Here is a 12,288-nt window from a genome sequence, read left to right on the forward strand (position 1 = left end):
AGAATAATAAAGGACCTCTTACCATCCTTGGATAGTAGAGGTCCTTTTCTAATCATATAAGTCTTTATTTCTTCATGACAGTCGCTTTACCGTCAATCACGATGGTTCCATCTTGATTGGTAACGAAGGTTCTGAGAATCAAGCGATTTTTTGCTTCGATTTTTTCAATCACTTCAACGGTAGCAGTTACTGTATCACCGATTTTTACAGGAGCTTTGAAAGCGAGTTCTTGTCCCATGTAAATTGTATTTGCGCCAGGTAGGGTAGTACCAAGTACAGCGGATATAAAGCCTGCAGATAACATACCATGGGCAATACGCTCTTTAAACATGCTACTTTTAGCAAATTCTGCATTCACGTGCACAGGATTGAAATCTCCAGTAAGACCAGCGAAAGTATATACATCATACTCCGATACGGTTTTAGACATGCTGGCTTTGTCGCCAACTTGAATATCTACAAACTTTACATCTTGTATCATGGAAAACACCCTCTCTTATTTTTTTTATAGGATTCCCGTGGTAGTGTGAAGTAAGATGATCACAAATACCATGAAAGTTTTTAACATAGTCAGTACAAAAATATCGCCATAGGAGTCTTTATGAGTCATTCCGCAAACAGCAAGCAATGTGATTACTGCACCATTATGAGGTAATGTATCCATACCGCCAGAGGCCATGGAAGCTACTCTGTGCAGAATCTCAGGAGACATACCAATGGAGTTTGCCCAAGCTAACCAATCTTTAGCCATTAAGTCTAAAGCGATGGACATACCACCAGAGGCGGAACCAGTAACACCTGCCAAAATATTTACCGTTACTGCTTCTGATACTAAAGGTGAGCCGCCTACTTTAATACTCATTAAAGCGCTGGAAATGTTTTTGAAACCGGAAAGGGAAGAAATTACGTTGCCATAACCAACTTCGGATGCAGTGTTCATAATTGCTAACAAGGAACCGATTGCTCCAGCATTTAAAGATTTTGCTAAAATGCCTTTACCCAAGTTGTTCCAACCAAGAGCAATTGCTAATAAGATACCAGACACTAGGGCAATAATGAGTGACCAGATACTAATAACATTTTTAATCGCTGGTGCAGTTAAAGGAAGTTTCATTGCTTGGAAAGGTGCAAGCATATTAGGATCCCATGTGAAGATTTGTGTCATAACATAGTTTACAACGAGTACTGTTAACAAAGGCAGAATGGCAATTTGTAAGGATGGTAATTTAGACGAAGCTGATACTTCAGGCTCGTTTAAGGTATGTGCGCCATATCCTTCACCACGGTCTGCAGCTTGTTTGCGACGACGCTCAAGCCATGTAACGCCCAAAGCAAAGATCAGGGAACCGCCGATAAGACCTAAGATTGGTGCTGCATAAATGTTAGTACCAAAAAAGTTAGTTGGGATTAGATTTTGAATTTGTGGGGTACCAGGTATGCAGTCCATAGTTGCAGTAAATGCTCCTAAGGCAATGGTAGCTGGCAATAATCTTTTCGGAATATCAGCTTCTTTGAATAATGCAGAAGCAAAAGGATATACTGCGAATACTACTACGAATAAGCTTACGCCGCCGTAAGTAAGTGCTGCTCCAGCAAGAACAACGGCTAAGATAGCTCGTTCTTTTCCTAAGGTTTTCATAATTGAGTGAGCAATCCCTTTTGCAAGGCCCGTGTCTTCCATAATTTTACCGAAAACGGCACCTAATAAGAAAACCGGGAAAAAGGATTTAATATACGTGACTGCTTTTGCCATAAATAGTTCCGTATAAGCTGGCATTAATGGTAGTCCAGATAGAGATGCTGCTAATAATGCAAATACAGGAGCAAATAGGATAACGGAAAAACCTCTATACGCAAAAAACATTAATAGAAATAAACTTAAGATAATACCTACTACTTCCACAACAATGACCTCCTCAATTATTTTGCTCTAATTTTTAAAAGTTAGCTATATAGATAAGCCTCCTTTCGTTATAATTAGATATATGCAAATTTTATGCCAATTCAAATTATGGCGAAAATTACTCTGAATTGCTAATAATAAGAAGAATTCAAATATATAAATGTACATAAAGATAGACAATATGTATAAAAAAAGAGACATACATTAAAAAAAAGGCAAACTTAAAAACAATACATTATCCTTTGGAATCTCTGAAATTTGCAGTATAGAGAATCCTGTAGCATAGATTGTATCGTAAAAAAGTGTTGCTTTATTAATTATGTCTATGAATGAGTACATAAAATAGCAGGAATAATAGAACAAATGTCTAATGAGCTTATTAAGAGGATTTCTGGAGGTGGGTATGCGCGTAAAAGAATTAATGAAAAAACATATAGTAACGGTGTTACCTACGATGACATTACACCAAGCTGCAGTTGTTCTTAGCGCTGCTGGTGCAGATCAGGCCTTTGTTGTGAATAATGAAGGGCAATTCGTTGGTTTAATTAACCAGATGGGATTTATCAAGGCGTTAGCGAATAGGGATACAATGAAGAAGTCTGTCCAGGATATTATAACCAATAATGTTGTTTCCTTGTCCCCTACTAGGCGTATAAATAATGATTTGGAAGAACAGTTTTCGGTGCATCAGTGCAACTCATTTCCAGTCGTTGATGCACTGAATCGTCCATTAGGAATCTTGTGGCGGACAGATGTAGTTACCTATTTATCAGAGCAGTCACAATTTTTGGCAGAAGAGCTGCATGCCATTGTCGACTCTCTTTATAATGGAGTAACGGCTGTTAATTCCGAAGGAATTGTTACCTTATTTAATGCCGCTGCGGAAACCATTACAGGGCTAAATGCAGAGGTTGTCATTGGGCATCATGTTGATGATGTATTACCCAATACAGGTCTTAGCAGGGTTTTAGAGACTCGTTTAGCGGAAATCAATCAGCAGCAAAATATCGGTAACTGTAAAATAATTACCAACCGGTCTCCGATTCTCAGTCATAACAAGGTGATTGGATCTGTAGCCGTGTTTCAAGATATAACGGAACTGCAAAACGTAGCTGCGGAACTAGAAAATGTTAAAAGTTTAAAAAGTACATTAGAATCTGCTATTGAAAGTATTTTTGAGGGAATTGTAATCGTCAATCGCACTGGTAAAATCACAATGATTAATCAAGCCTATTGTGATTTTTTAGGTGTTGACCGGGCAAAAGTAATTGGAAAACCAGTTGTCGATATTATCCCTAATACTCGTATGCACGTTGTTGCCCAAGATGGTAAGGCTGAAATTACGGATATTCAACGCATCAACCAGCATAATTGTGTTGTTACCCGTATTCCTATTGTAAAAGATGGTGAAACAGTCGGGGCAGTAGGGAAAGTTGTTTTTAAAGATGTTAAGGATCTTAAAATATTATCGAATAAATTAAATAAGTTAGAACTTGAGGTAGAGTATTATAAGGAAGAGTTACGAAAAGTGTACGGTGGGAAATACACTTTTGAAAGCATTATTGGTGAAAACGAAAAGATGCAGTGGCTTAAATCCATCGCAGTAAAAGCAGCAAAAGGCAATTCCACGGTACTCATTTTAGGGGAAAGCGGCACTGGTAAAGAGGTATTTGCTCAGGCCATTCACAATGAAAGCAGAAGAAATAAAGGTGCTTTTATTAAGGTGAATTGTGCTGCCTTACCAGAAAACCTTCTAGAAACAGAATTGTTTGGTTATGATGAAGGTGCCTTTACGGGAGCTAAAAAGGGCGGGAAACCTGGGAAATTCGAATTGGCAAATGGAGGTACTATTTTTCTTGATGAGATTGGTGATATGCCAATTTCTATGCAGGTTAAGCTGCTTAGGGTATTGCAGGAAAGAGAATTCGAACGGGTCGGAGGGACGAAAACAATTTCCTTAGACCTACGAGTGATCGCTGCCACCAATCGGGATTTGACGAAGATGATTGAGCAAGGTGCTTTCCGTCAGGATTTGTACTATCGCTTAGATATTATATCTTTAGCCATTCCTCCTCTAAGGGAAAGAGTGGGAGATATACCAGCGTTATGTGATTTGCTGCTCAAAAAAATCAATAAGCAAGTACAGCATTGCGTTGAGGGAGTTTCTGAGGCAGCTTTAGGATTGCTAATGGATTATAGATGGCCGGGTAATGTTCGGGAGTTGGAAAACATTCTAGAGCGAGCAGTAAATTTAATCGATGAAGATGAGATTTTGATTAAACCAGAGCATTTGCCACCTATCGTCAAGAAAATTGGTAAAGTGAAAGAGCAAATGGAGAATGCCGATAATTTAGCGGACATGTTAGGTGATACAGAAAAACAAGCAATTTTAAAGGCATTAGAGGAAGCTGGTGGCAATAAGAGCAAAGCAGCTAAAATCTTAGGTATTCATCGATCTGGTTTTTATCAAAAGTTGCAAAAGTATAATATTAAGTAGTTAGAAAATAATTTCGTAACAAAACGTTGACACATCCATAATATAGTGCTATAATGACAGAGATCAATATCGAAAGCTAAAGGCCGTCATATTTGACGGCCTATATTTATATGGTAGAATTACAATAGTTACTCAGCATGTTGGTGGCTGAACAATACAAAGAGTCAATTGTAAGTGAATGATTGGTAGATTAGAGTTGTTCTTTAAAAAAGAGTAATCATAAATCCTGTCTCTGCATATCCTATAGAGTGGTGGTAATGTTGATTAAGTACATAGTGTGTGAAATTTACAAGGTGTGTTGTATATTAATTACCGCTATCAATTATAGGTTAGTAGGAGGATTTCAAGATGAAAATGGAACAACGTATTCAACAACTTTGCAAGAAGTTGCTGAACTTAGGCTATTACCCTTTCCAGGTGAAAAGCATTATGCAATTTGCTATTGGAAGCAGTAATATAGACGCAGCAAACAATGCTGACAAGCTTAAGCTAGTAAATGTCTTAGAAGACTATGAAAAGTTAGCACATAACTTTTCACTTGCATATAGTAAGTAAATAAAGAGCCTTTTGGGCTCTTTATTTCTGTTAATTTAAGGATCAAGCAAATTCTATGTGCCATTTTAAAAAAGGAAGGCTGATAAAAACATGATTAGTACAAGTGGTTTAACGTTGCGGTATGGAAAAAGGGCATTATTTGAGGATGTCAATATAAAATTCACTCCAGGTAATTGTTATGGCCTAATTGGTGCGAATGGTACAGGAAAATCGACTTTCTTAAAAATCTTATCTGGTGAAATTGAGCCAAATTCTGGTGAAGTTATTATTTCAGCAGGTGAACGCTTAGCTGTATTAAAACAAAATCATTATGAATTTGATGAGTTTGATGTTTTAAAGACAGTTATCATGGGACATGCAAGACTGTTTGAGATTATGGAAGCAAAAGAAGAATTGTATGCAAAAGCTGATTTTACAGATGAAGATGGTATTAAAGTCGGTGAACTAGAAGGCGAATTTGCTGAACTAAATGGTTGGGATGCGGAAACTGAAGCTGCTAGAATGTTAACTGGTTTAGGAATTGGCGAAGAGTTTCATTATAAATTAATGAAAGATCTAAGCGGTAATGAAAAGGTCAGAGTACTATTAGCGCAAGCTTTATTTGGCAGCCCTGATATCTTACTTTTGGATGAACCGACAAATCATCTTGACGTGGAATCCATTCGCTGGTTGGAAGAGTTCTTATACAATTTTGATAATACGGTTATTGTTGTATCCCATGACCGTCATTTCTTGAATAAAGTTTGTACTCATATAGCAGACATTGATTTTAGTCAAATTAAACTGTTTGTCGGTAACTATGATTTTTGGCAGCAGTCTAGTGAATTGGCCTTAAAAATGGCTAAGGAAGCTAATAAGAAGACAGAAGAAAAAATGAAAGACTTACAAACTTTTATTCAACGATTTAGTGCCAATGCTTCCAAATCGAAGCAAGCAACATCTCGTAGGAAACAGTTGGATAAGTTGACATTAGAAGATATTAAACCATCTTCCCGTAAATATCCTTATATTGCTTTTAAACCAGATCGAGAAGCTGGGGATCAACTGTTGACTGTTGAAAACCTTTGCAAAACCATCGATGGTGAAAAGGTATTAAACAATGTTAGTTTTGTAGTGACAAAAGCAGATAAGATTGCTTTTGTTGGTGCGAGCAGCTTGGCTAAAACTACACTCTTTAAAATTTTAATGGGTGAAATGGAAGCAGATAGTGGGGAATTTAAATGGGGTGTAACCACTTCACAAGCCTATTTCCCTAGAGATAATGCGGAGTATTTTGACACGAACCTTAATCTTGTCGATTGGCTTAGACAGTTCTCAAAAGATCCGGATGAAACTTTTGTTCGCGGATTCTTAGGTCGCATGCTGTTCTCCGGCGAGGAAAGTCAGAAGGAAGCCAATGTACTATCCGGTGGTGAAAAAGTACGTTGTATGCTGTCCAAAATGATGCTCAGCGGTGCCAATGTACTGATCTTTGATGAGCCTACCAATCACTTGGATTTGGAGTCAATCACTTCATTGAATAATGGGTTGATTAGCTTTGAAGGTACTATGTTATTTGTTGCTCACGATCATGAATTCGTACAAACCATTGCGAATCGTATTATCGAGATTACAGAAGATGGCATTATTGATAAACGCATGACGTATGATGAATATTTGGAAACAGTGGCAACTAGAAAATAATTGCTGCGAGCGTGGTATTTAGGTAAAACACGTACTTCACTTACAAGTGAGGTGCGTGTTTTTATTTTTAGGGCAGTATGCAGGATTCTTTTCTTTACTGGGGAAAGCTGATATAGTAATAGTTTTTAATATAAAGTGGATATTGTTCCTATTTTTTGCATAAGGTAAAGATACTCAGGTTGTAAGTTAGGGATAAAGAAGACTTGATTCAGATGGAGTTTTAACTCCATCTGAATCTTAGTCGCACTTATCCAGGGACTTAGCCGCTCTTAACTCCTTATAGAAGCTGAGTTTTAGAGCGGTTTAGTCATCGGATATAGTTAGATTTGATAAGTAGGGGGCGAATTGTAATGAAAGAATATGAACTCTTAATTGAAAAATTTCATGACTATTTTACACAAGATGCGAATGCTTGTGTAAGTCTGGGGGTCGATAAAAACTTAGATAATTTACCTGACCCTAGTTTGGAGAGTAGTAAGTCAATAGTGGATGACGGACAAAAATTGTTGGCAGATATTGCGAGTTTTCCTCGTGGAGTTTTAGATTTTGAACATATTCTAGATTTGGATTTAGCTGCTTTGGCCGTAGAGTTTGCAGTATTTAAACATAGCTATACCTTTAATGAAAAGACAGAGTTAGAACAAAAACCGACTGCTGGTGATGACATCAGTAATGGACTATTTTTGATGTTTGTGAATGATCCTCGTCCGGCTAAGGAACGACTAGATAATATCACGGCGCGATTAGAAAAAGTACCTCAGTACTTAGAACAATTGATTAAACGTTTGGACACACCTGTAAAACGGTGGGTGAGTATGGATATAGAAAAGGTAGAGGGTTTACCTGACTTTTTTGCCAATCTCTATAGTTGGGCAAAAGATGAGAAATATCCCCAGCTAGAAAGATTGGCAAAGGCGAAAAAAGAAGCAGAAGCAGCTCTAGATCAGTATATAGAACAAATCAAAGCTATGCCTACTACAGAACAGTTTTTTATTGGTAAGGAGCAGGCAAAAGAGTTTATTAGGCTGCGTGGGATTGATAAATCCATAGAAGAACTACATAAGATGGCGGCTGACTTTTTGCAGGAAACAGCAGAAGAACTTGAAACATTACGGGTTAAGTTAGTAGATAAGTATAAGGTATCATCTGCTATGACATTGGAAGAATTACACGATTTCTTAAATCAAAAATATAAAGTCAAATTAGATCCTGCTAATTCGCTATCTAGTGTTATTGTTCGCTATAAAAAAGAAAGAGATAAAATTACCCAATATTTACTCGAAAATGACCTATTTCCTATTTTCAAAGAGCAAGATATGCAGATTATCCAAACCCCCGCTTTTATGGCTCCTTCCATCCCTGCTGGCGCGATGGTCTCACCGCCACCCTTTAGAGAGGGAGTAAAAACAAGTATGGTTTATCTTACATTAAGTGAAGAATTATTAGATGAGCATACTGAACTTTCCATTCCTTCTATGATGATTCATGAGGGGATTCCGGGGCATCATTTGCAACTGGCAACTGCTTGTACTCATCCTTCTGTTGTTCGGCGGCATTTTGATGCTATGGAACATGCAGAAGGTTGGACGACCATGTTAGAAGATTATATGCTGGATATTGGTTATATGGGAGATTTGGTCGAGGAAGCACGGTTTTGTGCCAAACGGGATATTTCAAGAATTGGTGCCCGGGTAGCAATTGATTTATATTTCATGACAGGAGATAAAAAATATCTAGATGTAGGTATTGATGTGGAGTTGACATCGGAAGATCCTTTTGTCAATGCGGGTAAGTTACTTCAAAAGGTCACAGGTTTCGTAGCTGGCAGGGTGCAAGCAGAGCTTAATTGGTATTCCCAGGAACGATCCTATCCTCTTTGTTATTTAACAGGCAATAAGTTGGTCTGGGAATTAAAAGAAAATATGGCTAAGGCTCAAAAAGGCAAACTAGAGGGATTGGCCTTGGATAAAGTATTTCACGAACTGTATCTAAAATCCGGAAATATGCCTCTCACTTTCTTGCGAAAAGTATATGAGCACGAACAAATGTTATAAAGAAGACTTGATTCAGATGGAGTTTTAACTCCATCTGAATCTTAGTCATACTTATCCAGGGACTTAGCCGCTATTAACTCCCACTTATATAAGTGAGCCTTGGATTCGAAAATCCTTAGAGCGACTTAGTCATCGGATAAAATTTGCTTTCCAATTCCATAATAAAACACATAGGCAAGGTGAGATACCTTGCCTATGTTGTAATGTCTGTCTATTTGACAAAGAATGTTGTTGACAGAGAGTGGAATTTTCAGTATTATAAGCAAAAGGAATACTATAAAGACGATGAATGGAAGAGTAATTATTTTTCTACTATTTACAGCGAGCTGGGTATGGTGTGAGCCAGTAATAGGGAGCATAATGAAAATCATCCACGAGTTGCGGGCTGAAGTTTTAGTAAGCTGCGCCGGGCCTCTTTGAGGAAATGCCGCCCGTTATTGCGGTGAGGTATAGAGCATTTTGCTTCGTACCTATGAGATGCTATGGCCTGTAACCATAGTAAGTTGGGTGGTATCGCGGATTAACCTCCGTCCCTTAATACAAGGGACGGAGGTCTTTATTTTAGTATCAGAATTTATAAGTTTTGTTGTTGTTTGTAGGTCGCTTCGAGTCCATATTATTAACGCTTCACCGTGTTACTTGACTTACGCTTATAATAACATGGACCCGTCGCTTGATCCGCAGACTAAAAGGACCCAAAGTGTTTTTCTTATTATGATCTTTTTTTACGTCACAATTGTTTGTTAAAATGCTGGGAAAAGGAAGAGGAGGCGATTGACTTGAGAATGCTGGGAGCTGAGGCGGTAATTGAATGTTTAAAGGCGGAAGAGGTTGAAATTGTTTTTGGTTATCCAGGAGGTGCGGTGTTAACCCTTTATGATGCCTTGTTTAAAACAAATTTCCCTCATGTGTTAACTCGACATGAACAAGGTGCCGTTCATGCCGCCGACGGCTATGCACGGGCAACAGGAAAAACAGGTGTTTGTTTTGCTACATCAGGTCCAGGAGGAACAAATCTAGTTACGGGAATTGCTACTGCTTATATGGATTCAATCCCCTTGGTAGCCATTACAGGTCAAGTAGGAGTCTCCTTGATCGGCAAAGACTCTTTTCAAGAAGCAGACATCTGTGGTATTACGACCCCCATTACCAAACACAATTATTTAGTAAAAAAAGTGCAAGATTTGCCCCGAGTAATCAAAGAAGCTTTTTATATTGCACGTACGGGAAGACCAGGACCTGTAGTTATTGATATTTCAAAAGATGTTTTTAATGATACATTGGATTTTGAGTATCCTGATTCTGTGGAACTTCGGGGCTATAAACCGATATTTTCTGGTGATGCATCCAAGATCGATTTGGTTGTTACTGAGTTAGAAAAAGCGAAAAAACCATTACTATTTATCGGTGGCGGGGTTAATATTTCAGGAACTTCCGAGGAGCTAAGAAAGTTCGTAGAGAGTACGGGAATACCAGTCATTACTAGTTTAATGGGGCTAGGCTGCATTCCTTGTGACTCAGCCCAGCATTTAGGAATGGTTGGTATGCACGGCACCTACGCTGCGAATATGGCAACGATGGAATGTGATCTTTTACTAGGAGTAGGAGTCCGATTTGATGACCGTGTAACCAGTTTGGTGAAAAACTTTGCCCCAAAAGCAAAAATAGTCCACTTTGACATTGATCCAGCAGAGGTCAATAAAAATGTCCGCTCCGATTTTAGAGTGATTGGGGATTTAAGATGGTCTTTGCCTCTCCTAGCTGAGAAAGCTTCCATGCAAGGACTTCAGAAATGGCAGCAGGAAACTGGGGAATGGAACAAATTGGTGCAGGAATGGAAAAAGGAAAAACCTCCAGCCTCTGAATTAGAAGCCGCAGGAATTAAACCACAAGCCGTTATTGAAAAAGTTAGTGAACTTACCAAGGGTGATGCCATTATTGTAACAGATGTTGGACAGCATCAAATGTGGACGGCACAATCTTACACTTTTAAAAAGCAACGATCTTTCTTAACGTCTGGTGGTTTAGGAACGATGGGTTATGGCTTGCCAGCGGCAATTGGCGCACAGATCACCTTGCCAGAAAAAACCGTCGTATTATTTACTGGTGACGGTAGTATTATGATGAACTGTCAAGAGCTTGCGACCATGGCTGATAATGGGCTGCCAGTAAAGATTATTGTTATGAATAATCAGGTTCTAGGTATGGTCAATCAGTGGCAAAGAATGTTCTATGGTAAGCGTTACTCTCATTCCAGTACTAAGGGCTGTACGGATTTTGTAAAACTTGCTGAGGCTATGGGAGTTACAGGTCTATGTGTGACAGAACCAGAAAAGCTAGATGCCATATTAGAAAAAGCATTGAAAATGGAAGGGCCGGTTCTCGTTGAGGTACTCTTGCCGGCAACAGAGGATGTATTGCCTATGGTTCCTCCAGGTGGCCGTCTAGATCAAATGGTATTGGGAGGGGTCTTCTAATGAAATATACATTAGCTGTTTTAGTAGAGAATCGACCAGGTGTACTGACACATATATCGGGATTGATTAGCCGTCGGGCTTTTAATATTGAAAGTATTGCAGCTGGGCCTACCGAGGAAGCGGATACAACAAGAATTACGATTGGTGTAGAGGTTGAGGATGAATTTGAATTAGATCAGGTGGTAAATCAGCTGTCAAAACTAATTAACGTGATAAAAATTATTAACCTTACTTACGTAGATTCAATTCAACGAGAGTTGGCACTGATTAAGGTTCGAGCCAATAAAGCAAATCGATCCGATCTTGTTGATATTGTAGAGATTTTTCGCGCCAAGATTGTTGATGTAAATCGGGAAACACTAGTCATTGAACTTACGGGTGAAGAAGCTAAGATTGATGCTCTATGCGAGGTATTAGTAGACTTTGGGATTATTGAGATTGTTCGTACAGGACGAATTGCCGTTTCTCGTGGGCCAGTTCCCGCAAAAGAGATGTAGATTCAGATTATGGGGGAGATTTGGGGATTTTAACCGCAGAGGACACAGAGAACACAGAGGACGCAAAGGGGGAAATAATCCTCTCTGCGTCCTCTGTGTCTCTGTGGTTAAAAATCCTTTTCGTATTAACCTTTGAATATTCCCATCGCGCTTACGATTAAAGATACCATACCACCCGCAATGAGGGGGCCAACGGCTAACCCGTGGAAGAAACAGACACCAATTATCGTACCAACGACCAAAGACGTTACTGCTTCCGGTGATCCTTTCATAAAGAACACACCTTGGGCCGCAACCCAAGCGACGAGAATACCGATAAAAACGGCCACTAGACCAATTGGTGTCTTGAAGGATTCAAAGATACCCTCCATCGATATGCGACCTTGGGCTATGGGGGTTAGCACAGCTAAGGTTAGAATGGTAATACCCACTGTTATGCCATTGTTTTCTATGTAAGGAAACCAAGTTTCGAAACCTAACATTTTTATCAACAGTAGTAGTAGGGCGGCTATGGATACGGAATGGTTATTGCCAATAACCGATAAAACTAAAATGACTAATAAGGGAAGATTATCCCAATTCATAATGTCACATCCTAACTAATTTGATAAGGACAACAAAG

The 12,288-nt window shown here is 38.9% G+C and carries 9 protein-coding genes and 1 other annotated feature; of the genes, 6 read left to right on the forward strand and 3 right to left on the reverse strand.

The features are described from left to right. Positions 1-64: 64 nt before the first annotated feature. Complete coding sequence (locus tag QSJ81_RS05470) at positions 65-481, reverse strand: MaoC family dehydratase (protein ID WP_285716409.1); 417 nt, start codon at positions 479-481, stop codon at positions 65-67. Positions 482-505: 24 nt separating this feature from the next. Then, complete coding sequence (locus QSJ81_RS05475) at positions 506-1,903, reverse strand: GntP family permease (RefSeq protein WP_285716410.1); 1,398 nt, start codon at positions 1,901-1,903, stop codon at positions 506-508. Between the two features lie 403 nt (positions 1,904-2,306). Here QSJ81_RS05475 and QSJ81_RS05480 point away from each other — a divergent pair, with 403 nt between their 5' ends. The 6 genes from QSJ81_RS05480 (at position 2,307) to ilvN (ending at position 11,666) form a co-directional block, all read left to right on the forward strand. After that, entirely contained in the window at positions 2,307-4,400 is a 2,094-nt protein-coding gene (locus QSJ81_RS05480) for a sigma 54-interacting transcriptional regulator (protein WP_285716411.1), read from the forward strand. A 257-nt stretch (positions 4,401-4,657) separates the two neighbouring features. Beyond that, positions 4,658-4,855: a hypothetical protein gene (locus QSJ81_RS25695; protein ID WP_352230866.1), complete on the forward strand. Its 198-nt coding sequence runs from the start codon at positions 4,658-4,660 to the stop codon at positions 4,853-4,855. Positions 4,856-5,045: 190 nt separating this feature from the next. Next, a complete protein-coding gene (locus tag QSJ81_RS05490) occupies positions 5,046-6,638 on the forward strand; it encodes an ABC-F family ATP-binding cassette domain-containing protein (protein ID WP_285716413.1) in 1,593 nt (530 codons plus the stop codon). 350 nt (positions 6,639-6,988) lie between these two features. Further along, the gene (locus tag QSJ81_RS05495; protein WP_285716414.1) at positions 6,989-8,692 is read left to right on the forward strand and encodes a DUF885 family protein; all 1,704 of its coding nucleotides are present in this window, start codon (positions 6,989-6,991) and stop codon (positions 8,690-8,692) included. Between the two features lie 276 nt (positions 8,693-8,968). Continuing rightward, positions 8,969-9,230: a binding site (T-box leader), on the forward strand. Between the two features lie 241 nt (positions 9,231-9,471). Then, on the forward strand, positions 9,472-11,169 hold the full coding sequence (gene ilvB / locus QSJ81_RS05500) for a biosynthetic-type acetolactate synthase large subunit (protein WP_285716415.1): 1,698 nt from the start codon (positions 9,472-9,474) through the stop codon (positions 11,167-11,169). After that, positions 11,169-11,666, forward strand: a complete 498-nt coding sequence (gene ilvN / locus QSJ81_RS05505; protein ID WP_285716416.1) for an acetolactate synthase small subunit — start codon at positions 11,169-11,171, stop codon at positions 11,664-11,666. The genes ilvB and ilvN overlap by 1 nt, the downstream gene beginning before the upstream one ends. Positions 11,667-11,791: 125 nt before the next feature. Here ilvN and QSJ81_RS05510 read toward each other — a convergent pair whose 3' ends face one another. Beyond that, positions 11,792-12,250, reverse strand: a complete 459-nt coding sequence (locus QSJ81_RS05510; RefSeq protein WP_285716417.1) for a DUF441 domain-containing protein — start codon at positions 12,248-12,250, stop codon at positions 11,792-11,794. Positions 12,251-12,288 lie beyond the last annotated feature (38 nt).

It is taken from the genome of Pelosinus sp. IPA-1, assembly GCF_030269905.1.
In the GTDB taxonomy this organism is placed as follows: Bacteria; Bacillota; Negativicutes; order DSM-13327; family DSM-13327; genus Pelosinus.

Bases quoted from the DNA above. Each gene is read 5' to 3' on its own strand.
- QSJ81_RS05470 (WP_285716409.1), bottom strand. From the start codon at position 481: ATGATACAAGATGTAAAGTTTGTAGATATTCAAGTTGGCGACAAAGCC.
- QSJ81_RS05480 (WP_285716411.1), top strand. From the start codon at position 2,307: ATGCGCGTAAAAGAATTAATGAAAAAACATATAGTAACGGTGTTACCT.
- QSJ81_RS25695 (WP_352230866.1), top strand. From the start codon at position 4,658: ATGTTGATTAAGTACATAGTGTGTGAAATTTACAAGGTGTGTTGTATA.
- QSJ81_RS05490 (WP_285716413.1), top strand. From the start codon at position 5,046: ATGATTAGTACAAGTGGTTTAACGTTGCGGTATGGAAAAAGGGCATTA.
- QSJ81_RS05495 (WP_285716414.1), top strand. From the start codon at position 6,989: ATGAAAGAATATGAACTCTTAATTGAAAAATTTCATGACTATTTTACA.
- ilvN (WP_285716416.1), top strand. From the start codon at position 11,169: ATGAAATATACATTAGCTGTTTTAGTAGAGAATCGACCAGGTGTACTG.
- QSJ81_RS05510 (WP_285716417.1), bottom strand. From the start codon at position 12,250: ATGAATTGGGATAATCTTCCCTTATTAGTCATTTTAGTTTTATCGGTT.